General features: G+C 55.8%; 17 protein-coding genes and 1 tRNA gene. 11 read left to right on the forward strand and 7 right to left on the reverse strand.

Annotated features, from left to right (window positions below; translation table 11 throughout):
- Nucleotides 1–2,244, forward strand: a complete 2,244-nt coding sequence (locus AC0J4F_RS16795) for an EAL domain-containing protein (protein WP_133947268.1) — start codon at nucleotides 1–3, stop codon at nucleotides 2,242–2,244.
- A 47-nt stretch (nucleotides 2,245–2,291) separates the two neighbouring features.
- On the opposite strand, the gene AC0J4F_RS16800 is transcribed toward AC0J4F_RS16795, so the two are convergent.
- From AC0J4F_RS16800 to AC0J4F_RS16820, 5 genes are read right to left on the reverse strand one after another with little or no spacing between them, the layout of a single operon-like run.
- Nucleotides 2,292–3,497, reverse strand: a complete 1,206-nt coding sequence (locus tag AC0J4F_RS16800) for a molybdopterin molybdotransferase MoeA (protein WP_473024087.1) — start codon at nucleotides 3,495–3,497, stop codon at nucleotides 2,292–2,294.
- A complete protein-coding gene (gene moaC / locus AC0J4F_RS16805; protein WP_473026443.1) occupies nucleotides 3,497–3,955 on the reverse strand; it encodes a cyclic pyranopterin monophosphate synthase MoaC in 459 nt (152 codons plus the stop codon). The genes AC0J4F_RS16800 and moaC overlap by 1 nt, the downstream gene beginning before the upstream one ends.
- A 51-nt stretch (nucleotides 3,956–4,006) precedes the next feature.
- On the reverse strand, nucleotides 4,007–4,819 hold the full coding sequence (gene trpC, locus AC0J4F_RS16810) for an indole-3-glycerol phosphate synthase TrpC (RefSeq protein WP_473024088.1): 813 nt from the start codon (nucleotides 4,817–4,819) through the stop codon (nucleotides 4,007–4,009).
- A 3-nt stretch (nucleotides 4,820–4,822) separates the two neighbouring features.
- Nucleotides 4,823–5,836, reverse strand: coding sequence for an anthranilate phosphoribosyltransferase (gene trpD / locus AC0J4F_RS16815; RefSeq protein WP_473024089.1), 1,014 nt, complete (start codon nucleotides 5,834–5,836; stop codon nucleotides 4,823–4,825).
- Between the two features lies 1 nt (nucleotide 5,837).
- Nucleotides 5,838–7,757, reverse strand: a complete 1,920-nt coding sequence (locus AC0J4F_RS16820) for a SurA N-terminal domain-containing protein (RefSeq protein ID WP_473024090.1) — start codon at nucleotides 7,755–7,757, stop codon at nucleotides 5,838–5,840.
- A 205-nt stretch (nucleotides 7,758–7,962) separates the two neighbouring features.
- Here AC0J4F_RS16820 and tpiA point away from each other — a divergent pair, with 205 nt between their 5' ends.
- From tpiA to AC0J4F_RS16850, 6 genes are all read left to right on the forward strand, one after another.
- Entirely contained in the window at nucleotides 7,963–8,721 is a 759-nt protein-coding gene (gene tpiA, locus AC0J4F_RS16825) for a triose-phosphate isomerase (protein WP_473024091.1), read from the forward strand.
- Between the two features lie 110 nt (nucleotides 8,722–8,831).
- A complete protein-coding gene (secG, locus tag AC0J4F_RS16830) occupies nucleotides 8,832–9,224 on the forward strand; it encodes a preprotein translocase subunit SecG (RefSeq protein ID WP_133947280.1) in 393 nt (130 codons plus the stop codon).
- A 132-nt stretch (nucleotides 9,225–9,356) separates the two neighbouring features.
- Nucleotides 9,357–10,985, forward strand: coding sequence for a CTP synthase (locus AC0J4F_RS16835; RefSeq protein WP_133947282.1), 1,629 nt, complete (start codon nucleotides 9,357–9,359; stop codon nucleotides 10,983–10,985).
- A gap of 30 nt (nucleotides 10,986–11,015) precedes the next feature.
- Nucleotides 11,016–11,840: a VOC family protein gene (locus AC0J4F_RS16840; protein ID WP_133947284.1), complete on the forward strand. Its 825-nt coding sequence runs from the start codon at nucleotides 11,016–11,018 to the stop codon at nucleotides 11,838–11,840.
- A 1,451-nt stretch (nucleotides 11,841–13,291) separates the two neighbouring features.
- Entirely contained in the window at nucleotides 13,292–14,278 is a 987-nt protein-coding gene (locus tag AC0J4F_RS16845) for an efflux RND transporter periplasmic adaptor subunit (protein WP_473024092.1), read from the forward strand.
- Nucleotides 14,279–17,446, forward strand: coding sequence for an efflux RND transporter permease subunit (locus AC0J4F_RS16850; protein WP_473024093.1), 3,168 nt, complete (start codon nucleotides 14,279–14,281; stop codon nucleotides 17,444–17,446).
- A 350-nt stretch (nucleotides 17,447–17,796) separates the two neighbouring features.
- Here the strand turns inward: AC0J4F_RS16850 and AC0J4F_RS16855 are convergent.
- Nucleotides 17,797–17,872: transfer RNA gene (locus tag AC0J4F_RS16855), tRNA-Lys, on the reverse strand.
- Between the two features lie 396 nt (nucleotides 17,873–18,268).
- On the opposite strand from AC0J4F_RS16855, the gene AC0J4F_RS16860 reads away from it, so the two are divergent.
- The 3 genes from AC0J4F_RS16860 to AC0J4F_RS16870 all read left to right on the forward strand — a co-directional run bounded on the left by AC0J4F_RS16860 (nucleotide 18,269) and on the right by AC0J4F_RS16870 (nucleotide 20,685).
- Complete coding sequence (locus AC0J4F_RS16860) at nucleotides 18,269–18,535, forward strand: hypothetical protein (protein ID WP_133947289.1); 267 nt, start codon at nucleotides 18,269–18,271, stop codon at nucleotides 18,533–18,535.
- A 225-nt stretch (nucleotides 18,536–18,760) separates the two neighbouring features.
- On the forward strand, nucleotides 18,761–19,801 hold the full coding sequence (locus tag AC0J4F_RS16865; protein ID WP_473024094.1) for a TAXI family TRAP transporter solute-binding subunit: 1,041 nt from the start codon (nucleotides 18,761–18,763) through the stop codon (nucleotides 19,799–19,801).
- A 143-nt stretch (nucleotides 19,802–19,944) separates the two neighbouring features.
- Nucleotides 19,945–20,685 (forward strand): cytochrome c biogenesis CcdA family protein, encoded by a 741-nt coding sequence (locus tag AC0J4F_RS16870; protein WP_306148718.1) that lies wholly within the window; start codon nucleotides 19,945–19,947, stop codon nucleotides 20,683–20,685.
- 30 nt (nucleotides 20,686–20,715) lie between these two features.
- On the opposite strand, the gene AC0J4F_RS16875 is transcribed toward AC0J4F_RS16870, so the two are convergent.
- Nucleotides 20,716–21,909, reverse strand: a complete 1,194-nt coding sequence (locus AC0J4F_RS16875) for a hypothetical protein (protein WP_473024095.1) — start codon at nucleotides 21,907–21,909, stop codon at nucleotides 20,716–20,718.
- 184 nt (nucleotides 21,910–22,093) lie between these two features.
- Between AC0J4F_RS16875 and glmU the strand changes: the two genes are divergently transcribed.
- On the forward strand, nucleotides 22,094–23,449 hold the full coding sequence (gene glmU / locus AC0J4F_RS16880; RefSeq protein WP_473024096.1) for a bifunctional UDP-N-acetylglucosamine diphosphorylase/glucosamine-1-phosphate N-acetyltransferase GlmU: 1,356 nt from the start codon (nucleotides 22,094–22,096) through the stop codon (nucleotides 23,447–23,449).
- Nucleotides 23,450–23,476 lie beyond the last annotated feature (27 nt).

Consider the following 23,476-nt stretch of genomic DNA (forward strand, 5'->3'; position numbering starts at 1 on the left):
ATGGTGATGGATTTTCTGGCGCCTTCTGAGCCTAAGACCGGCGAGGAGCTTGAAAAGCCCTGGAAGGTTCTGATAGTCGACGACGATCCGGACGTGCATGAGGTCACACGTATCGCAGTCTCGGGATGCCGGTTCGAGAACCGTCCGTTCCAGTTGTTGCACGCTTTGTCTGCGCATGAAGCCAAGCAGATCCTTCAAGAAAACGATGACATCCCGGTGGCGCTCGTCGACGTTGTGATGGAAAGCGACACCGCCGGTCTCGGTCTGGTCAGCTGGATCCGCAAGGATCTTGGGAATCGCTTCACCAGGCTGATTCTGAGGACCGGTCAGCCCGGCTATGCCCCTCAGACCGATGTCATCATGAAATTCGATATCGACGGATATGCAGAAAAAGCAGAGTTGTCGCGCACCAAGCTGATCACCGCGATCGTAACAGCATTGCGCGGTTACAAGCTGGTGATGTCAATTGAAACCAACCGCAAGAAGCTGAAGGAATTGAACGCGCACTTTGCGGAAATCGTCCAGCAGAACGCGCTCAGTGAGTTTGCATCTGCCGTGCTGGAGCAGTTTACCGCGTTGATCGGTAAACCGATCGATTGTCTCTTGTGCGGTTATGAAACCCTGCCTGAGTACGCAGGTTCGGATAAGGTTGGTGTTCGGGTACTGTCCGCCCGAGGCATCCATGAAGACAAGGTTGATTTGCCGATCGATGTGGTTAGCAGCAGCGATATTCGCCAGGCTGTTGCTCAGTGTATCGAGACACAAGAAATGTGCGCCAATGCAGACGGCGTTGCGCTGCCATTGGTCACCCGCAACGGTATGTCCGGTGCTCTTTATCTCGGAACCACCTACGAGGAACTTGAAGAACTTGTCGGTTCCGAAGTGGTACAGCTCTTTGTGTCAAATGCTGCCCTTGGTTATGAGAAAACCGGGTTGTTGGAGCACATCCGAAATCTCGCCTATGTGGACCGGATGACGGGTCTGTCGACCTTTTCCGGATTTTTGGAAGCTTTTTACAGGAATACGCTCACAGCTTCCAAATTGCTGGTCGTGCACGCAGATATCCAGCGGTTCCGGGTCATTGTTGACGGCATCGGTGACGAAAAGGCCTCTGGTGTCCTCAGAAAAACCGGACACCGTTTGTCGCGGACCTTCCCGGATGCCTTGTCGATTGCACGCAAGGAACGGGATGAGTTTTTGATCCTTTTGAAGGGCAACAGCGATGACGATGTACAGGACGTCGTTGCCCGCGTAGAAGAGGCGTTTCAGGAACCCATCCGTTTGGACGACACACAACTGACACTGCGTCCACGTCTTGGTTTCGCGATGTCGTCAGATCCGGCCAATGCAGCTGAGGATATTGCACGTCAGGCTTCTATTGCGCTCAACGACGTGCGGCAGAATGCCAACAGCAGCTACGCTGTGTTCAATCCTTTGATGCAGGAAGCGGCATTTGAACGGCTTCGTCTTGCGTCCTTGCTGACAGGTGGTCAGGAGCAGACGGAGTTTTCCGCTCACTACCAGCCGATCATGTCTGCCAAGGATGAGAGCATAGCCTCCTTTGAGGCCCTGATGCGGTTCCGCACACCAGGCGGCGCCTTCCTGAACACCGCCAGCATGATTGAAGCCGCGGAAACCAGTGGGTTGATTACGGAGATCGGTGCCTGGATGTTCCGGACGTCTTTCTCGGAGTTCAGCAACTTTCAGGGTATTTCTGATCAGGTTCGGTTGAATGTAAACCTGTCACCCCGTCAAGTGCACGCCAGCCGGATCTATAAGGATATCGAGGACGCTGCGACCAACGCCGAGCTGTCTTTGAACCGGCTGGTGTTTGAGGTCACGGAAGGCTTGTTCCTCAGCAACGACCAGGTCACCCTTGATCTTTTGACGTGGCTTCGCAAACGCGGGGCGACTGTTGTTATCGATGACTTTGGAACAGGGTACTCGTCCCTAAGCTACCTGCGTAAGCTTCCTGTCGATGGCATTAAGATCGACCGCAGTTTTATCATGCACATGGACCAAGATCCCGATGCGCTTGCTGTTGTGAAATCGCTTCTGGCTGTTGCAAAGGCGCTTGATCTTAGCGTGACCGCTGAGGGTGTTGAGACCGTTGCGCAACGGAAAATCATGCAGGATCTCAACTGCAGCTACCTGCAGGGCTATCTCTACTCCAAACCCCTCAGCGCGGCGGACCTGACGGACTTTATCAACAAAGCCGTGGAGCCCGGCGTCGCTTTTGGTTGATTCTATTAGCGGAACCGATGCTGCTTCCGCTCATTCTTACTGATCCGTCAGAGAACCAATACAGGAACAGCAGCACCTGCGGGCTCAGCCGGTGCAAACGGCGGGCGTACGATCAATCCGCCAGATTTTGCCAGGAGGGCCAGCATTGAGCTGTCTTGCTTTGGGAACGGAGCTGCAATCAGCCGGCCATCAGCGTCTTCACTGAGCATTGCACGCACATAGTCCTGCCGCCGGTCGTTTTCCCCGATCGCCTCGGCCAAGATTGCTTCTTTTGGAGTTGCCGAACCACTCGGAGCGCCTAGCATTTTTGCGATGAGCGGCTTTAGGAACAAAAGACCGCACACGAGACTGGATACCGGGTTTCCCGGAAGCCCGAGAACCTTTGTTTTCCCGAGGCGGCCCGCCATCAGAGGCTTTCCGGGGCGCATAGCGATCCGCCAGAACGACAGGTCCATCCCCTCATTGCCAAGAACATCCTGTACAAGATCGTGATCGCCAACGGACGCGCCGCCAAGGGTTACAAGAATGTCGGCCTCTTCGGTAATGGCCCGCTTAACGCAAGCCGCAAGTTCCTTTGGTTCATCGGGTGAAATGCCAAGATCGAGTGGGGCCCCGCCGCAATCTTCTACCATCGCCGCAATGCCGGCATGATTGGACGCGATGATCTGGTCAGGGCCTGGGTGACCACCTGGCTGGACAAGTTCGTCCCCTGTCGCGAGGATGGCGACCTTGGGCCGCCTGACGACGGGCAACACCGCGTGGTTCATTGCAGCTGCAAGAGCCAGATGCCGATAGTCGAGTTTCAACGGCGGCGCGAGGAGGATCTCGCCTTCAGAAAAATCCAGGCCGGCCGCACGGACAAAGGCGCCTTGTGCCGGAATCTCCAGAACTTTAACCTGATCACCGGAACGTTCTGTGTTTTCCTGGATCAAAATCGTATCGGTGCCAACTGGAACAGGAGCACCTGTAAAGATCCGAACGGCTTGCCCAGGACCGACGTGTCCGGAAAAACCATGACCCGCCGGGGCTTCTCCGATGACGTCCAGAACTGCTTCCGGAGTTTTCAGATCTGAGTGGCGGATCGCATAGCCATCCATTGCGGATGCCGCAAATGGCGGCTGTGTCCGGGTTGAGGCGAGAGGCTTTGCGAGATACCGGCCATTGGCAGCTTCCAGCGATACAGTCTCCGCTTCCAGAGGCGTTACCCCGTTCAACAGCTTTTCTAGAGCCTCTGAAACCGGCATCAGGCTCATCAGGTGCCGCCCTCGCTGCCGTCTTTTTCCAATGTCCAGTGACCGGATTTTCCACCAGCTTTTTCGACAAGCCGGATATCTCCGATGACCATGCCGCGATCAACAGCCTTGGCCATGTCATAGATGGTGAGGCAGGTCAGCGAACACGCTGTCAGCGCTTCCATTTCCACTCCGGTTTGACCGCTCACTTTCGTGGTTGCCGTGACAACTAGGCCGGGCAGGCTGTCCGCGGGCTCAATGTCAACGGTCACCTTGGATAGCATCAGTGGATGACAGAGCGGAATAAGTTCGTGGGTTTTTTTCGCAGCCAGAATACCTGCAATTCGGGCTGTCCCAATGACGTCGCCTTTTTTGGCGTTCCCCGAACGGATGAGTTCCAGGGTCTCGGCGCGCATGGTAATGTGTCCACGCGCAACAGCGATCCGGTGGGTTGTTTCCTTTTCGGAGACATCGACCATGTTGGCCGCACCGGCTGCATCCAAATGTGTGAGGGTTGGTTCAGCCACGGGTTAGCCTGCCTTTGACAGTGTTTCTTTGGCAAGAAGAGACTTGGTGGCCGCTGCGACGTCTTCTTGACGCATCAGGCTTTCCCCGATCAGGAAGGTGGAAATGCCTGCCTTATTCATGCGGGCAAGATCAGCCGGTGTGAACAGTCCGGATTCGCCCACGATGATCCGGTCGTCAGGGATCATGGGTGCCAGCTCTTCGCTGGTTTCCAGTTTGGTCTCAAACGTCTTCAGGTTTCGATTGTTGATGCCCATGAGCGGAGACGACAGCTTGAGGGCGCGTTCCAGTTCTTCCGCGTTGTGAACCTCAAGAAGAACGTCCATGCCGAGCTCAAACGCTGTGTCTTCGAGAGCCTTTGCCGTGTCGTCATCGATCGCAGCAAGAATGATCAGGATGCAGTCACCACCCCAAGCCCGGGCTTCGTAGACCTGGTAGGTATCGTAGAGAAAATCCTTGCGCAGGGCAGGCAGACTGACGGCATCACGAGCCGCGGTCAAAAACTCTGGCTTGCCCTGGAATGAAGGCGTGTCGGTCAGAACAGACAGGCATGCAGCGCCGCCGGATTCATATGCTTTTGCAAGCAGCGGCGGATCGAAATCCTGGCGAATAAGCCCCTTGGAAGGGCTCGCCTTTTTGATCTCGGCTATCAGAGCGTGGTCGCCAGCAGCATGTTTGGCTTCAATGGATTTTTGAAAACCACGCGGTGCACTCACATCCTGAATACGTGCCTTCAGATCGTCGAGAGAGACCGCTGCCTTCGCAGCTGCGATCTCATCGCGCTTATAGGCTTCGATTTTTTGAAGTATGTCGGCCATGTCTTATCCGTTCGAGACTGCGACGAGTTCGTTCAATGTGCTGGCAGCAGACCCTGAATCAATAGACTGGGCGGCCATTGCAACGCCTTCCTTAAGGTCGGTGACCTTGTCCGCAACGATCAAAGATGCAGCTGCGTTGAAGAGCACGACATCCCGATATGCGTTTTTTGCACCAGCGAGGACTTCGCGCAGGGCCTTCGCGTTTTGCGCTGGCGGACCGCCTTTCAGATCCGCAAGTTTTGCCTCTGGCAAACCGGCGTCCGCAGGCGTGACTTCGAACGAGCGGATCTCCCCGCCGGACAATTCGCTGACGAATGTCGGACCGGTGGTGGTGATCTCATCCATGCCGTCGGATCCATGAACGATCCAGGCTTTTTCTGTTCCAAGTTCCTTCAAGGCCTGGGCGACTGGCTCGACCCATTTGCGGTCGAAGACGCCGGTCATCTGGCGTTTCACGCCGGCCGGGCAGGACAGGGGTCCTAAAAGATTGAAAATCGTCCGCGTACCCAGTTCCATCCGCGTCGGGCCAACATTTTTCATGGCGGCGTGATGAAGCGGGGCAAACATGAAGCCGATTCCTGCCTTGGAAATACAGTCCGAGATAACCTTCGGCGTGACATCAATATCCACACCGAGCTCGACCAGTGCTTCTGACGCGCCCGACTTGGATGACAGCGAGCGGTTGCCATGTTTCGCGACAGGTACACCGCAACCGGCAACAACCAGCGCCGTGCAGGTCGAGATGTTGTAGCTGCCGGAATTGTCACCACCGGTGCCAACAATATCGATCGCATCTGCCGGTGCATCGACGGGCAGCATCTTCTCGCGCATCGTCGCAACGGCGCCGGTCACTTCAGCAACGGTTTCACCGCGCACCCGCAAGGCCATCAGAAAGCCTCCGAGCTGCGACGGCGTCGCTGAACCGCTCAAAATAATGTCGAACGCGCTCCGGGCCTCTTCAAAGGTTAGGGAATGCCCGTCCGCGACCTTGGCAATGTAGTCCTTGAAGCTCTGCATTTTACATTCCGCTGCCGCTGTGAGCCGTTCCATCCGGGTTCAAGCCCATGACCTGGGCTACAGCAGCGCTGTTGATGTCAACACCTGCCCGGGTTTCCTGTTCCGCAACAAATAGATCCAGCAAGGAATTTTGAACCTGTTGGGAGAGCTGTCCTTCCAGCGCTGTGACTTCGGACGTCTCAGGGTTAAACTCTGGGATCTCAGAACCGGTGACTTTCAGAACAACCCGGCCGTTGCCGTCGGCCGTTTCGGCTGTCGCAACAGAGCCAGCCGGCCCTTCGAAGATCGCGGTAAGAGCATCGCGGCCAAGATCACCGGTCGGAACACTGCGCGTGACACCTTCTGCGGTTTGAACTGTTACGCCTTCAGCAGCGGCAAGGTCGCCCAAGCTGGTGCCGCTCTCGGCTTTCGCCAAAAGATCTGTTGCCTTTTGGCTGAGGCGTTCGTTTAGCTGATCCGATTTCCACGCAGCAATAACCTGATCCCGAACTTCGTCGAGGTCACGATCCCGTTCCGGAGTGACGCTGGTCACGTCGTACCAGAGATAACCGCGATTGCCGATCTGAAGGACGTCGTTTTCAATGCCGATGTCGCTATCGAACGCGCCCGCAATGAGGCCTTCCGCATCCGGCAGAATGGCGTCGGTCTCAATTGTGGTCTTGCCCTCGCGGTCGAAAGAGCCGGTGCTTTTGACTGCCAAGGAGAAGCGCTCACCGATCTCGTCAAGTAGGGCGCCGCCCGCGCGGGCGTCTTCGATTTCATCAAGGAGATCGAGAATTTCACGTTCCGCTTGCTCCAGAGCGAGCTCCTCAACAATCTCGTCCCGCACATCTGCGAAGGGGGTCGTGTTTGCCGGAATGATTTCTTCGACATTGACGATGACGTTGGAGAAACGCCCATCAACGACATCGCTGGTTTCGCCCGCGGAAAGCCCGAAGGCTGCGTCCCCGATCGCATCGTCGAGGAAGTCCGCACGGGACATGACGCCGAGCGTGACATCATTGTTGGTGAGGTTGCGGTCTGCCATCAGGTCCGCGAATGTTTTGCCGCCTGCCAAGGCCTCAGATGCAGCTTGTGCATCTTCATCGGAGTTGAACGACAACTGGCGCACACTGCGGCGCTCTGGTTCAGCGAAGTCGGAAATCCGGCGATCATATTCCGACCGGGCATCCGCATCCGTGATGTCTTCAGGACGCGCAAGGGCCGACGGGACAAGTTCGACATACTTGATTTCGCGGTATTCGGGAGCCCGGAAATCAGCCTTCTTGCCATCATAGTAGGTAACAAGGGCGTCTTCTGCCGGGTCTTCGATGTCGCCAATTTGCTCCGCCGCTATGGCAACATACTCCACGGAGCGTGTCTCATTCTGGAAGGCGTCGAATGCTGCAAGGTAGGCTTGCGGCGTGCTCATGCCACCGATGAGGCCTTCGATCACCTGACTGCGCTCTGCTTCCTGACGGCGCAGGATTACATATTCATCTTCCCGGTAGTCATTGGCGTTCAGTACCTGCTGAAGGCGGCTGCGGTCATACCGCCCGGAAGCACCCTGGAACGCCGGATCCGACTGGATAATAGCGCCCAGGCGATCGTCGGAGATTCCAACTTTCAGCTCCTGCGCGGCATTGCTCATTGCCGCCTGGCCAATGAGACGGGCCAGCGCTTGCTGTGGAATACCGAGCGACGCACCTTCCTGCGGCGTCAATGGACGTCCGAATTGTTGCCCAAGCCGGTTCAGGTCCTGGCGGTACATACGGTCAAATTCCAAAAGGGAGACTTCCTTTTCGCCGACCTTGGCGACCGTGTTTTGGCCGTAGCCCTGGAGGAAATCTGTCACACCCCAGATCGCGAAGCTGAAGATCAGCAGGGCGATGAACAGTTTTGCAATCCAGGTACCTGCGCCCTTGCGCAATGAGTCAAGCATGACGTCTCCCGTTTCTTTCGTCTCATGCGGGCGCCTGTCGGGCGCCGTGGTCCGGCTCGTTAGCGGAGCGGGCGGATCATAATGAGGCCTTCATAAACGAGCAAGGCGGCAAGAACAAACATCTTCATGACATTTCGCTGACCCATTGCATGGCGGCTTTGCATCTGGTCTATAGGCGCAAAATGCGGATCTGCAGGAGATATGAATGAGCACGCCGATCAAGCCGATGGTGGCCGGAAACTGGAAAATGAACGGCCCGAAGGCCGGCCAGGCAGAGCTTCACAAGATGCTGGCTGGAATTTCGGAAGATTTGGCTGATCGCGTGGATGTGATGATTTGTCCTCCGGCGACCTTGATCGCATCGTTTTCCGAAAAAGTGACCGGCAACGTTATGGCGATTGGTGCACAAGACTGCCATGCGGCGGCATCCGGTGCGCATACCGGGGACCTATCTGCCGGAATGATCGCAGACGCGGGTGCAAAAGCGGTCATCGTCGGACACTCTGAGCGCCGCACTGATCATGGCGAGACGGATGCAGATGTCAATGCAAAGGCTCAAGCGGCCTGGTCAGCTGGTCTTGTTGCCATCATCTGTGTTGGCGAAACCGAGGCGGAACGGAAAGCCGGTGACGCAGTTGCAGTCGTTGAGCGCCAGTTGGCGGGCTCTGTGCCGGATGGCGCGACTGCGCAAAACACAGTCATTGCATACGAGCCTGTGTGGGCAATCGGAACCGGATTGACCCCGACAGCGGGTGATGTTGCAGAAATGCATGAAGCCATGCGGGTCGATCTTGCCAAGCGGTTTGGCGCCGAGGGAAGCGCCATGCGTCTGCTTTATGGTGGGTCGGTGAAACCGGGAAATGCCGCAGAGCTGATGGCAGTGGACAACGTCGATGGGGCGCTTGTAGGTGGTGCCAGCCTCAAGGCCGATGATTTCCTCGGTATCCTTGCTGCCTATCAATAAGTCACCGAACCTTGACGCTTTGAACAAGAAGCATCAATTCATGGGTGGTAAGCGGCCTGCTTGTGGTGTAGAAGGCCGCCAATCTTGTATTTTGAACTGAACGGAAGCCGATGGAAACCGTAGTCATCGTGATTCACCTTATGGTCGTTCTGGCCCTGGTGCTTGTTGTCCTCCTGCAGCGTTCTGAAGGCGGTGCGCTTGGCATGGGCGGCGGCGGCGGTGGAGGCGGCGGATTGATGTCCAGCCGCGGAACAGCCAACGTGTTAACACGGGCGACGGCCATTCTTGCTGTTGCGTTCTTCGCAACGTCGCTGACGCTCAGCCTGATCGCCACTAACGAAGACAGCCCGGCATCAATCCTTGATGCTGCACCAGCTGCAACCAGCGGTGCGCCTGCTGCGCCGGGTGCTGATACCGACACCGGTGCTGGTGGCGGCGGAATTCTCGATTCGCTCAGACAACAGAGCCAACCCTCCGGGCCACAGGTTCCAGCTGCTCAGTAACAGAGCGGCGCCGGAACCGGGCCTATTCGCCTGACATATGCCCTGCGGCCCAAATCGCAGGGCATTTTTATGTGTTAAGAACGTAACTCCCGAATGGTCAAATGGCCTTTCGAAAGGATATGGTATTGCTCCATGGCGCGATACATTTTCATCACCGGCGGCGTGGTCTCCTCGCTAGGAAAAGGTCTTGCTTCGGCTGCACTGGGCTCTCTGCTCCAGTCCCGGGGCTACAAGGTTCGGCTTCGTAAGCTCGATCCGTATTTGAACGTGGATCCGGGCACGATGAGCCCGTATCAGCATGGCGAATGCTATGTCACCGACGACGGGGCCGAGACGGACCTTGATCTCGGCCACTATGAGCGGTTCACCGGACGTCCTGCCAACCAGCAGGATAACATCACAACCGGACGCATCTATCAGGACATCATCGCCAAGGAACGGCGTGGTGATTATCTCGGCGGGACGGTGCAGGTGATTCCGCATGTCACCGATGCGATCAAGAATTTCGTCCTCAGTGGAAACGAAGACTACGACTTCGTGCTCGTGGAAATCGGCGGTACGGTCGGCGACATCGAAGGCTTGCCGTTCTTTGAAGCAATCCGTCAGCTCGGCAATGATCTGCCGCGGGGCGATGCGGTCTATGTTCACCTGACCCTGATGCCGTACATTCCGGCAGCTGGCGAGATGAAGACCAAGCCGACACAGCACTCTGTAAAAGAACTGCGCTCAATCGGTATTCAGCCGGACATTCTCATGGTCCGTTGTGACCGTCCGATTCCGGAAAACGAACGCCGCAAGCTGTCCCTGTTCTGTAATGTCCGTGAGACTGCGGTCATTCCGGCTTATGACGTCAAATCCATTTATGATGTGCCGATTGCCTATCACAAGGAAGGCCTCGACGACGAAGTCCTGGCAGCGTTTGGTATCAAGGGAGCTCCGGCGCCTGTACTCGACCGCTGGAAGGGTATTTCGGAGGCCGTTGCCAATCCTGAGGGCGAGGTCAAAATCGCCATCGTCGGCAAATACACCGTTCTGAAGGACGCCTATAAATCCATGATCGAGGCCCTGGTTCATGGCGGCATAGCCAACCGGGTCAAGGTCAATCTGGAATGGATCGAATCGGAAACCTTCGAGAAGGAAGATCCGAGCCCTTACCTGGAGGGCGTCCACGGCATTCTGGTTCCCGGCGGTTTTGGCGAGCGTGGCGCGGAAGGCAAAATAGCAGCTGCACATTATGCGCGGACCCGAGATATTCCGTATTTCGGGATTTGCTTCGGCATGCAGATGGCGGTCGTAGAAGCGGCCCGAAATCTTGCCGGTATCAAGGAGGCAAGTTCCACCGAGTTCGGCCCGACCAGCGAACCTGTGGTTGGTCTGATGACGGAATGGACCAAAGGCAACGCCAAGGAAATGCGCGTTGAGGATGGCGATCTCGGCGGTACGATGCGTCTTGGCGCCTATCCTGCGGCCTTGAAGCCGGGCTCGAAAATTGCCGAGGTCTATGGCTCCACGTCGATTTCCGAGCGTCACCGTCACCGCTATGAAGTGAACATCGATTACCGGGATCGGCTAGAAAACTGCGGTCTGATCTTTGCCGGGACGTCTCCGGACGGTGTTCTGCCGGAAACAGTGGAGATTGAGGACCATCCTTGGTTCATCGGCGTTCAGTACCACCCGGAACTGAAATCACGCCCGTTTGAACCACATCCGCTCTTTGCATCCTTTGTCGGTGCAGCGCTGCGACAAAGCCGTTTGGTTTAAGGTCGCATTTCAGGAAATGGAGTTGAAGTAATGGTGCGCGGCCTGGATCATGTCGTAATGCCTGTTCATGACCTTGCAGCCGCCGCTGCGGCTTTCGAGCGCCTCGGGTTTACGACATCACCGGAAAACCGCCATTCCTGGGGAACTGCCAACCGGCTGATTCAGCTGGACGGCTTTTTCCTGGAAATTCTCTCCATCGCCGACGACGGCCTGATTACGGAAACTCAGGGCTCAACGTTCTCATTCGGTGGTTTTAATCGGGACTTCCTGAAAAAGCGGGAAGGGGCCAGCATGCTGGTCCTTGACAGTGCGGACCCCAAGATCGATCGGTCTGATTTCGAACGGGCCGGATTGCAGCTTTATGACCCGTTCTCGTTTGAACGGGTTGCCAATCGGCCTGATGGCACGACGGCGCAAGTGGGTTTTGATCTGACAATCGTTGGAGATCCTGAGAGCCCTAAGATCGGTTACTTCACCTGCCACAACCGTTTTCCGGAAAACTTTTGGCAGCCAGCGTTGCAAAACCATGCCAATGGCGCTCAGACCGTCAAAGCGGTTTACATGTTGGCAAAAGATCCGTCTGATCATCACGAGTTCCTGGGTGGGTTCACTGGCCAGCGGGAGATGCGCGCAACCAGCCTTGGCCTTGAACTTGAAACAGCACGTGGTCAGGTCGCGGTTCTTAATCCGCGCGCCTACAGGTCCTTGATCGGGGTTAAGGCCGCCGATGCTGTGTCAGGCGACCTTCCGCAAATCGCAGCGCTCGAAGTCGGCTGCAAAGGTTTGAAAACGCGCCAAATTGTGCCTGCAAATGATTTGTTTGGCCTGACGCTTATCTTAAGCCCGACTGACTGATTTTCACTTCTCAGACCGCCTCTGCCATGCAGAGGTGACTCTCACCAGCACCAGTCACGTCTTCGCGACAGCCCTTGTTGAAACTCTAAGTCGCAATATATCCGACTAAGAGCGCGATTGGTTTGGTTTCGCGATTTGGAACTCGGAGCGTGTGTTTGTCATGATCAAGATGCGGTTTGAGGCTTTGGTGCCAAAGATTGCCATTGCCGCACTTTCGGCGATTGTGTTGGCTGGCTGCTCGCCGACCGCCAATACTGGCGGAAGCCCCAGTGGCTTTTCTAATGGAACGTATATTGAGCCGCCGCCACGGCAAGTCGGACGCGGTCAATCCGGTGGTGGGCGATAACACGCACTTATCTGTCCACTTTCCGTGCCGAAACTTGTAACGGTTAACTGATAGCGATCTACTCTGGGGCAACTTTGTTCAGGAGTGACTGTTGCATCTGTCAGATGAATTGAACGGATAGTATCTGATGAGACCTGAAAAACTTAAATATGCATCCCGATTTCTCGTTCCGATGCTTTTAACCGGTGCTGTTTTGGCCGGATGTTCTCCAACCACAAACAGTGGTCAAAGCTCGACAGGAGAAGTTGGGACTTTCACGAATGGAAAATACAATGCCCCACCGCCTCGGTTTGTCGGGAGCGGCATGGGCGGCGGGCGCTGATCTCCGTAGGGCGATCCGCTGTGCCCCTTGAATACACGCCCAATTGGCTTCAAATTATAGTCACCGGCTCAAGCTCAATTTGAGTGATGCGATTTGTGCATCTTGCCGGATGATTTGGATGGACGTTGTCTCATGAATGCTAATCAGTCCAAGAGGTCACTCCGTGTTCTTGCCCAAACGCTGCTGATCGGCGCGGTATTGGTAGGATGTTCCCCAACAACAGGTGGTGGATCTGGCGCAACGCCTGGCGAACCCGGCACCTACGTTGGCGGCAAATATATTGAACCGCCGCCTCGGCGAGTCGGGCGCGGTGGTGGCCGCTGAGGCGAACATCATGGGTGAGGTGGTCCGGGTAGAGGCGCTTTCGCATGCGTTGCATAAGTTGCGGAATTCCTTTGCCGGTTCATTCATTCGGGCTCTTTAGTGAAACAATTCTGCAGTTACGCAGGTCTTCGCTCGGGAGGTTCGTTGAAAATACCCCAGCGGCCTCCGGACCTTGCGCACTGTGAAAGTTGAATAATCGCTTGTTGAAACGGGAACTCCTTTTATAGTGATGGGCAAATCACTGGTCTGGCCGGATCGGCCATCACGTGGGAGCCTACCCTTATGTTTTTTGAGCGTTTTAGCCTCAAAGCCCGTTTCGCCGCTGCACCGATATTAGCTGCTGCTGTCCTCGCAGGATGTTCTGATAACAGCGCAAATCAGCAGGCTGAGGCACCACCGCCTCCGGCAGTGACAGTTGCGAAAATTAAAAAAACCGACATTCGACAGAGTGCGCGCTTTGTGGGTCAGGTCGCCGCTGTCGATCAGGTTGACCTGGTTGCCCGGGTCAGCGGGTTCCTGGAAAACAAGGCTGTGCCGGATGGGTCTGTCGTCAAAAAGGGCGATCAGCTTTTCACGATTGAAAAGGCCCAGTACGAGGCATCGTTGTTGAAGGCCAAGGCAGATGTCGCCAGCGCCAAGGCTGATGCAGCGCTGAAGGCCGCTGACGAAAAGCGCGACAAGGATCTTTTTGAAAAAGGCCATGTTTCAGAAGCTGCTTACGAAGCGACACTGGCTCAGAAAGAGCAAGCCGAAGCCTTGGTTGAGGCCGCTGAATCCGCTCAGAAACAAGCCGAGCTAAACCTCAGCTATACGGATGTCTCTGCGCCATTCCCCGGCCAGATGGGCAAGACGACCTACAGTGTGGGCGAAGTGGTTGGACCCAACACCCAGCCGCTTGCAAAACTCATTCGGCTTGCACCTGTCTACGTGAATTTCTCCGTAAGCGAGTCTGAGTATCTCAATGCTGTAAAGAACCACGGAATCAACCCATCTGACATTGATGCGAGCAAGTCTCCTGATATCAAGCTGATCCTGCCGAACGGCCAGCAATATGAGGAAGTTGGCAAGATCGTTTATATCGACAACGCAGTCGACCCAACCACCGGGACGATCGCTTTCCGGGGCCAGTTTGCCAATGAGGACATCCGACTGCTGGCTGGGACCTATGTCACCGTCATTCTTGAGGCTCCGGAAACAGAAACAGCCCTTGTTGTGCCGCAATCTGCAATCCAACGGGATCAGCAGGGTGATTTTGCGCTTCAGGTCGCCGACGACAAGACCGTGAAGCAGGTCTATCTGGATCTGGGTCAGCAGGTCGATACGAACTTCGTTGTTAAAAAGGGCCTCGATGAGGGCGCCGAAGTGATTGTCGAAGGGCTGCAGAAAGTCCGCCCGGGCGTTGAGGTCGATCCGGTTCTTGCCTCACAGCCGGCGGAGAGCAGCTAAATGTTTTCACGCTTTTTTATCTACCGGCCGAAATTCGCGCTGGTCATTTCCATTGTGATTACGCTCGCTGGTTTGTTGGGATATGTGTCCCTGCCGGTTGAGCAGTTTCCAAATATTACTCCTCCGGTGGTGAATGTTGCTGCCACCTATACCGGCGCGAACGCCGAGGTGTTGGAAGAAACGGTTGCAGCGCCGATTGAGGCGCAGGTGAACGGCGTTGACGACATGATCTACATGCAGTCAACCAGCAACGACAGCGGCAATTATTCACTTAATGTCACCTTTGCCGTTGGAACAGACCCGGATATCGCAACGGTCAACGTGCAGAACCGTGTCAGCCAGGCGACCAGCCAGTTGCCGTCGGAAGTGACACAAAACGGTGTGACCGTGCAAAAAGCCAGCACGAACATGCTGCTGGTTGTCACGCTTTATTCCCCGAATGGCACCTATGACGAGCTGTTCCTGTCTAACTACGCTTCGATTTACATGAAGGATTCACTTGCGCGTGTTCAGGGTGTCGGCCGCGCGGATGTGATGACGGATTTTGCCTATGCTATGCGCATCTGGCTGGATCCTGACCGCCTTGCCAGCCTTGGCATGACACCGACAGATTTCATCAACGCGGTACGTGATCAGAACATTCAGGTGGCGGCGGGTCAGATCGGGGCGCCACCTGTCCCGGCCGGACAGCAATTCCAATACACGATCAAGGCGGAAGGCCGTTTGGCGGAAGCCGAGCAATTCGAACAAATCGTGCTGCGGACCGGTTCCGATGGCGCGGTCGTGACCATCGGGGATGTGGCCCGCGTGGAGCGCGGCGCACAGTTCTACAATGCAAGCGGTCAGTTCAATGGTCAGCCATCTACGGTTCTGGCGATTTACCAGGCACCGGGCGCGAATGCGCTCGCCGTTGCGGACGCTGTGAAAGCGCGTCTTGAGTCGCTCTCAGAAAACTTCCCGGAAGATGTTGAATATGGCGTGCCGTTCGACACCACGGATTTCGTGCAGCAGTCTTTGAACGACGTGATTTCAACCCTGTTTCTGACCTTCCTGCTGGTTGTGTCGGTTGTCTTCATCTTCTTGGGGAATTGGCGGGCGACGATCATCCCGACCGTGGCCATCCCGGTCTCTCTCATCGGAACGTTTGGTGTTCTTCTGGCGCTTGGAATGTCGCTGAACACCATCTCCTTGTTCGCGCTCGTGCTGGCGATCGGGATCGTGGTGGATGACGCGATTGTCGTCGTCGAGAACGTTGAACGCATCATTGCGGATGAGGGGCTTGGGCCGAAGGAAGCCACGGCCAAAGCGATGTTGCAGATTACCGGCCCTGTTGTTGCAACAACTCTGGTTTTGCTTGCGGTATTCGTTCCGACCATCTTTATGCCGGGGATCACCGGCCAGCTCTATTCTCAGTTCGCGGTTACGATTTCCGTTTCGGTAGTCATTTCCTCGATCAACGCGTTGACGCTGTCTCCGGCACTCTGTGGCCTCATCCTGAAGGCACGGTCCGGTCCGCCCAAGGGTATCATGGGTATATTTGACCGTGGCATCATGTCGATCCGGGATGGGTATACGGCGATTGTGCGCCGCTTGGTGCGTGTTGCTGTCCTGTCGTTGGTGGTGGTCGCCGGTGCGGTGGCCATGATCATGACGCTCGGCAGCACATTGCCGCAGGGCTTCTTGCCGCTCGAAGATCAGGGATACCTGATGGTCGATGTTCAGCTCCCGGATGGGGCTGCGCTTGGACGGACAGAGGGTGTCACGCAACAGGTCGTGGATTTGGCGACCAAGACGCCCGGCGTTGAGAACATCGTCCTCGTGAACGGATACTCGATCCTAAACGGGGCCACTTCCTCGAATTCTGCGCTTGTTATTGCGACGATGACCGGGTGGGATGAGCGCCAGGAACCAGGGCTCGATATCAATTCGATCTTGGGCAAGTTCTGGGCGGAATTCTCAACAATTCCGGGCGCAAACATCATCGCGTTTAACCCGCCGCCGATCCCGGGCCTTGGAACCACCGGCGGTGTTCAGGCGATGCTGCAACAGACCGCGGGCGGCAGTCCGCAGGATCTGGCATCTGCCGTCGGCTCGATGGTCTATTCGGCCAACCAGAACCCGGCGATCGCACGGGCTTACTCAACCTTCCGCGCAAACGTTCCGCAGGTCTTTGTCGATCTTGATCGTGAGAAGGCCAAAACGCTTCAGGTGAACGTGTCGGACGTGTTTACAACGCTTCAGGCCTATCTTGGCTCGTTCTATATCAACGACTTCAACATTTTCGGCCGCGTCTACAAGGTCATGATCCAGGCCGAAGGACAATTCCGTGACCGTGTGGATGACATTGGCAATCTCTATGTCCGTTCAGCCGACGGAACCATGGTGCCTTTGCGCAGTCTGGTAACAACGGAAAATGTGCTCGGGCCGCAGATCCTGACCCGCTACAATATGTTCCGCTCCGCGGCCCTTATGGCCGATCCGGCGCCTGGCGCTTCGACGGGTGTCGTGATCAATGCCGTTGAGCAAGCGGCGGTGGAAGCGATGCCTCCGGGGTATGCTTATGAATGGACGGGCACAGCGCTGCAGCAGCAAGGCTCTGGCTCGATCGTAATGTTCATTCTCTTACTCTCGGTCATTTTCACCTATCTCTTCCTAGTGGCTCAGTATGAGAGTTGGACGATGCCCGTGGCGATCCTGATGTCGGTGACCTTCGCGCTTCTTGGTGCGTTGGTGGCCGTGGCCGTGACCGGTGGGGATGTGAACCTCTATACCCAGATCGGTATGATCATGTTGATCGGTCTTGGGGCGAAGAATGCGATCCTGATCGTCGAGTTCGCAATCGAACAACGCGAGAGCGGCATGTCGATCAAGGACGCGGCCATTGAGGCGGCGCATTTGCGGTTCCGCGCCGTTATGATGACGGCTTTGTCGTTCCTTCTCGGGGTCGTTCCATTGATGACCGCATCAAGTGCAGGCGCGGCCAGTCAGAAGGCCATTGGCTTTGCCGTCTTTGGCGGGATGTTCTTCGCGACGACTATCGGTGTGATGCTCATTCCAGTCCTTTATGCCAGCCTCCAGAGCATGCGCGAGACGGTCAAAGGATGGTTTGGGTCCAAGCCGCCGCAGGCGCCCTCTGAGGGCGGTGAGACAGGCGCACAGCCGGCGTAAAACACACATCACACAGTTATAAAAACAAAAGGCTCCGGAGCGTTTCGGAGCCTTTTTGTTTAGGACATTGGTGCGTGCCGCTTGCATCTGATCAACAACGGTCGGGATCAAAAACTGATTCCTGCGTGTTGTCTTTTGAGAGGCCAGAATCATCTCTTTGCTGCCACCGGCTGACAGCGATTCTGGAACGCAACACGGTCTGTATCAGGATGCTGCGGAGGGAAGTTTTGTTGCGGGACCCCGAGAAGACTGGCGTCCGTATTCGATCCGTCTAGATGTGTTAGCGCAGGAGGTTGCGATGCCTCGGATTGCACTTCTAGCGGGATCTGGTAATTATCGTTGAAGAGATTTGGTGAGCCGACAGGGGTTCGAACCCTGGACCTACTGATTAAAAGTCAGTTGCTCTACCAGCTGAGCTATCGGCTCTCACCAAAACCGACGTTTTATGGTGCCGCGTTTGCGTCGCATCTCGTCGGTGGCGCTGTGTTTATGCCGTCACCGGACACAATGCAAGAGGCAATTTTGATTTTTTCTACAGGACTGTAAAAAATGCGGGGAGGGGTGTGGGTAGAATGATCATTCCACGTCAAAACTGATTAGGGAAAGGTATCAGATAGGCTTGTAAAGTATATCGGTGTTGATGGTGAACATACGCTGTTCTGTGTTCCAATGATTACATAATCACGACTTCATTTGATTCATATTTATGAAAATATTTTCTTTTCTACTGCGAAAACTGTCATCTAGCGGCGTGTTCTTTAGTGCTGTAGCTTGATGTCAACATTGAGAGGCTACATGTACACAAATAATAATGAGACGCAGATGAGCTCGATCGAGTTTGATTTCGTTAAAGGCCATATTGCGGCGACAATGACGTTGATCCATGCATTGATTGATCAAGGGGCGCTTGATCGGGAGCGTCTGGACAGTTTTTTTGCCGCCTTTGTAAAAGATCTACCAAATGACCGGGAAACGCTCAGCTTACGTTTGATTATTGATCAGTGGCGTGAGGGGCTTCGAAATGGCGAGTCAGAAGATTCTCTGAAGGGCCAGATTTTTGCGGTGATCGACGGCGGGCGCATCAACTGAGGCGGCCCACGCCGGGGCCCTGGTTTTAGCTGGCTCAATTCCTCCCAAGCAAACAGGTATAACATCGCGTTTTACGGTTCCATTTGCAGCCGGGACGCGGCTCACACGACAAACTTGGCCGGGAAATATAACCCCGGTGTCGAACGGCTGTTGCCTTATCTGGCCGCGGCTTCATCTCTTTGGTATGGGTGCAGTCACAGCATCAGCATTTTGAAGAGGTGAAGTGTGCTACGGTATCAGACACTGGCGCGTGCGTGTGCATTAGGCAAGAAGGTCATGGCCGTGATCGCGCAATTCCCGAGCAACCGTTATCTCATCGCCGTTGCAAGCTTGTGCTGTATTGTTTTGACCGGACCGGCCGCTGCAAAGGACCAAGTGTTTCTTACATTGGCCACAGGCGGAGTGACCGGTGTCTACCATCCGGCGGGCACAGCGATCTGCCGGGCCGTCAACAAAAGCCGGTCTGAGCACGGCGTGCGGTGTGCTGCTGAAGCCGGCCGCGGATCGGTTGGGAGCCTCAAACAACTTCGGGATCGCGACGTTGATTTCGCGATCGTTCAGGCCGACTGGCAACACCATGCTTATTTGGGCACGTCCGTATTTGCTGAATTCGGGCCCATGGCGGATCTGAGGGTTGTTGCCGGACTGCATACCGAAATGGCAGCCATCGTTGTACGAGCAGATTCTGGTTTCATGGACCTCTCTGACCTGAAAGGGCAGCGCATCAACATCGGTCCGGCGGGCTCAGGGTCTGCCGCGACCTGGGGTCAGTTATCGCAACACCTTCCCTGGTCGGAGGAAGATCGCGCAGCGATCACTCAAGAAGATCTCTCCGGGCTGGGTGAAGCGCTGTGCTCAGGCGAAATCGACGCGTATTTTGTTGTGATTGGTCATCCGGCGGGCGTCATTGAAGAAACACAAGAGGTGTGCCCGGTTCAGTTTATTGAGATCGGTGCCGGCCTCTCAGAGCAGATGGTGGCTGATGCTCCCTATTATCGCGCCGCCGAGATCCCTTCAGGGGCTTATGGAGAGCACAATGCGATTGAAACCATCGGGACCCGCGCTCTGCTTGTCACTGTCGAACAAATGCCTGCTCATGCTGTTTCAACCGTCCTAAAATCTCTGTTGTCGGACATTGAGCGATTCAGAACGGTCCATCCAGCTCTCACAGATCTGGATGGAGCCCAACTTGTTGAAGCGAATACGGCAGCACCGCTACATCTTGGCGCAGTGCAATTTTATCAAGATCAAGGCTATTTGCCCTGAAATGGCTTCAACCACGGAGCAAGCCGGTGATAATAACCGCTCGCCAAATGGTGACCAGGCCGTGTTTGTGTCGGCAGCTTGAGCCGGATAAAAGACACCCATTGGAATAAGACCGCTTCGGCCCACAGGGAATATTTTCTGGAATGATCCAAGACGTCACCATCATCGGCGCCCTCCTTGCCGGGGTCCTATCTTTCGTGTCTCCATGCGTTCTGCCGCTTGTGCCGCCTTATCTCGGATATCTCGCCGGGGTCTCACTGGATCAGTTGACGGGTGAAGATGACACTGACGAGGCCGCCTCGCGGCGTGTTTTCTTCAGCGCCCTGGTTTTTGTGCTCGGCTTCTCGACGGTCTTCGTTCTCCTCGGCGCCACCGCAAGCTTCCTGGGTCAATTCATACGTATGTATCTGGATTATCTTGGATATATCGCCGGGGCAGCTATCATCGTGATGGGTTTGCACTTCCTTGGCGTGTTCAAGATCGGCTTTCTTTACAAGGAGGCTCGCGTGCATGTGGACCAAAAGCCTGCTGGCCCGATGGGCGCTTATGTCATTGGACTTGCGTTCGGATTTGGTTGGACACCCTGCGTTGGGCCCATTCTGGCCGCAATCCTGTTTGTTGCCGGCGCCAAGGATACGGTGCTGCAGGGAACGGTTCTTCTGACCGCCTATGCCATGGGCCTCGGGATTCCGTTTCTGATCGCTGCGTTGTTTGCCAAGCCCTTCCTGCGGTTTATGAAGCGCTTTCGCAAGCACATGGGTACTGTTGAGAAGGCCATGGGTGGCGTTCTCGTCCTGACAGGGATTATGTTCCTGACCGGGCAGATGGCAGTTTTTTCGTACTGGCTTTTGGAAACATTCCCGGCGTTCCAATACATCGGCTAACTGCCGAGGCGCGATTGGACGGTGGCAGCATTAGAAGGTCTGTTGCGGGAAGTCGGCCGCAGAGACCATCGGGGCTCCGTTATAGAGCGCAGGCTGACAGACGTTGGCCACGTCAAGAAGGTAATAACAAGCAGCTGCTGCATCTGCAGCGTTTCCAAACGGCCCAATCAGGAGTGAGACACCGCCTTCAGCAGCGCGTTCCTTTATGAGCGGCCGAAGATCCTGCATGCGTTCGTCATTCTGTTCCCGGAAGTTCGACCAGGCATTTGCGGCTTCGGCAAGCGAAGCATAATGGCCGACAATGGCACCGAAATCACTCCGCTTGAGCGTGCTTGATCCGCCGCCACGTAGAGTTCCGACGCCATCGGATGGAACAATGATCTTGGGCCGCAAACTTGTTCCTGCAGGAGTGCTGTCGAAGTCCTCTTGAGGCAGTAGGGTGTCTGCCTGCGGAATGGATCCCGTCGTTATCGGTGTTGTCTCTGCCGAAGGGAGTTGAACGATTTTCACCGGAGCTTGGGAGGCAATCGGCGGCTCGTAGGCCGGTGTTGCTTGCCTGGAATGGATGGTTATCCGCCGGGAGGGCGGGCGCCGTTCACTTTGCTGATCTGTAGATGACCCGGCTTCAATCGCAGCGGTTTGGATATTCTTCGTCGCATGCGGTTTTGGCAGAGGAGCCATCGGACGTTTGATCTCGGACGCATCCGCAAGATCAGGAACAGCAGGGTCCTTCATGAATGAAGCGGTTGTGGAAGAGGTCTGGTTTTCTTGCGCCGGGATCACGGCAACTGGTCGCGAAAGTTCCGATTCAAGTGCAGCAATGCGTCGGGAATAGCCATCATTCTGTTCACTCATAGTGCTCAGTCGGCGGCGTAAGCGGGCAATCTGATCCTGCAGCACAGCAATCTGGCTCTGATCCAGCGTCGATGGTTCTTGAGATGCTGATTGCGCAGGCATATGAAGCACTTCGACGGCGTTCGGGCTCGTTTGGGACCGGATGGATGCCGTGGATCCGACGTCCCCTGCCGGCGGCAGTGGCAAACCAGCGACCCGTGTTCCTGCTGGGGCAAAGCCGGAGGTGGATGATCCGAATTTGTAGGACGCCATGCCGATGGAGCCCATCACAATCGCGGCGAAAGCCCAAGACAGCACACCGACACGCGATGGCGTGAAGGTGTCGCGGATGTTTTCCCGCACCGGTTTTTTGGCCCTGGCCGCCTGCAACTGTCCTGTTCCCCGATTCTCGCTTCGAATCCTTCGAAAGGTAGTTCATTTGGCGCTGAATATGGTTAATGAAACGGTAATATGCACTGTAGGCCGTTCAGATCTTTCAATGTTCTGTGGATCGGGGCATATAGGGGCCAAAGTGACTGGGCGCGCCGCCCAAGTTAAGTGAATTGAGGCGTTTATGACATTGCGAAGCTGCCATTCCGTGGTGCTGGCTGCCGGGCTTGGGACCCGCATGAAATCGGACTTGCCAAAGGTCATGCATCCGGTGGGCGGCTTGCCGATTGTCGGCCATGTTCTGAAGGTCCTCAGCCAAACCGGCTCGAGCCGACTGTCTGTTGTGACAGGTCCCGACATGCCGGAGCTTGAAAAACTCGTTGGCAAACTGGCACCCGAAGCGCGGTGTTTTGTGCAGACGGATCGCCTTGGGACTGCCCATGCGGCACTTGCGGCTTCTGCCGCTTTGGAGGATGCCGCCGACGATGTTTTGGTGCTTCTTGGAGATGCTCCGCTCGTCACGTCGGAAACAATTAGCAACGTCCGCCAATCGCTGTCTGACGGTGCAGACTTGGTTGTGGTCGGATTTGAGGCTGAGAATCCGTTTGGGTACGGCCGGATGCTCATGAAAGACGGGCGGCTTTTGGCTATCCGGGAAGAAAAGGAAGCCAGCGAAGAAGAGCGGAAGATTACCTTCTGTAACTCCGGTATCATGGGCTTTTCTGGCCGTCATGCACTCGAATTAATGCGCGCGATTGGCAATGACAACGCGAAGGGTGAATTCTACCTGACCGATGCGGTTGAAGTCGCCAATGCCAAAGGTTTGAAGGTCGTCGCTGTTGCGGGGACGGAAGCGGAAACCCAAGGCATCAACACACGGTCTCAGCTGGCGGCTTGTGAGGCTGATTTTCAATCACGTAAACGCGCCGAAGTTCTGGAAAGCGGTATTACGCTTCTTGCGCCCGAAACAGTCTTCTTTTCCCACGACACGGTCATTGAACCGGACGTCATCGTTGAGCAAAACGTTGTTTTCGGACCCGGTGTGACAGTCCGATCCGGTGCACAGATCCGGGCGTTCAGTCATTTGGAAGGTGCCGAGGTCGGGAACAGCGCAGTTGTTGGACCTTACGCGCGTTTGCGCCCCGGCACGGTGCTTGGAAAAGATGTGCGGGTGGGCAATTTCGTTGAAGCCAAGAACGCAAAATTTGGAGACGGGGCCAAAGCCAATCATCTCAGCTATGTTGGTGATGCAAGCATAGGCGCGGCAACCAACATCGGGGCAGGGACAATCACCTGCAATTACGATGGCTTTTTGAAGCATCGGACCGAGATTGGGGGCGGCTCGTTTGTTGGTTCGAACTCTACCCTTGTTGCGCCAGTCACGCTGGGCGATGGTGCATTTGTTGCCGCGGGGAGCGTCATTACAAAGGACGTTGGCGCTGACGCAATGGCCTTCGGACGGACCCGCCAGCAATCCAAGGACGGGATGGCCAAGGTTCTCAGGGAAAAGCTGAAAAAGGCGAAAGATAAGAAATCCTGACAGGGTGCCCGGCGGACCTGGCTTGTC

Source organism: Roseibium sp. R5, assembly GCF_055755305.1.

What these genes read in the sequence shown, in the direction of transcription:
- AC0J4F_RS16870 (WP_306148718.1), top strand. Translation starts at nt 19,945, where the DNA reads ATGATCCAAGACGTCACCATCATCGGCGCCCTCCTTGCCGGGGTCCTA.
- tpiA (WP_473024091.1), top strand. Translation starts at nt 7,963, where the DNA reads ATGAGCACGCCGATCAAGCCGATGGTGGCCGGAAACTGGAAAATGAAC.
- AC0J4F_RS16850 (WP_473024093.1), top strand. Translation starts at nt 14,279, where the DNA reads ATGTTTTCACGCTTTTTTATCTACCGGCCGAAATTCGCGCTGGTCATT.
- AC0J4F_RS16820 (WP_473024090.1), bottom strand. Translation starts at nt 7,757, where the DNA reads ATGCTTGACTCATTGCGCAAGGGCGCAGGTACCTGGATTGCAAAACTG.
- trpD (WP_473024089.1), bottom strand. Translation starts at nt 5,836, where the DNA reads ATGCAGAGCTTCAAGGACTACATTGCCAAGGTCGCGGACGGGCATTCC.
- AC0J4F_RS16800 (WP_473024087.1), bottom strand. Translation starts at nt 3,497, where the DNA reads ATGAGCCTGATGCCGGTTTCAGAGGCTCTAGAAAAGCTGTTGAACGGG.
- AC0J4F_RS16835 (WP_133947282.1), top strand. Translation starts at nt 9,357, where the DNA reads ATGGCGCGATACATTTTCATCACCGGCGGCGTGGTCTCCTCGCTAGGA.
- AC0J4F_RS16860 (WP_133947289.1), top strand. Translation starts at nt 18,269, where the DNA reads ATGAGCTCGATCGAGTTTGATTTCGTTAAAGGCCATATTGCGGCGACA.
- AC0J4F_RS16795 (WP_133947268.1), top strand. Translation starts at nt 1, where the DNA reads ATGGTGATGGATTTTCTGGCGCCTTCTGAGCCTAAGACCGGCGAGGAG.
- trpC (WP_473024088.1), bottom strand. Translation starts at nt 4,819, where the DNA reads ATGGCCGACATACTTCAAAAAATCGAAGCCTATAAGCGCGATGAGATC.
- secG (WP_133947280.1), top strand. Translation starts at nt 8,832, where the DNA reads ATGGAAACCGTAGTCATCGTGATTCACCTTATGGTCGTTCTGGCCCTG.
- moaC (WP_473026443.1), bottom strand. Translation starts at nt 3,955, where the DNA reads ATGGTCGATGTCTCCGAAAAGGAAACAACCCACCGGATCGCTGTTGCG.
- AC0J4F_RS16840 (WP_133947284.1), top strand. Translation starts at nt 11,016, where the DNA reads ATGGTGCGCGGCCTGGATCATGTCGTAATGCCTGTTCATGACCTTGCA.
- glmU (WP_473024096.1), top strand. Translation starts at nt 22,094, where the DNA reads ATGACATTGCGAAGCTGCCATTCCGTGGTGCTGGCTGCCGGGCTTGGG.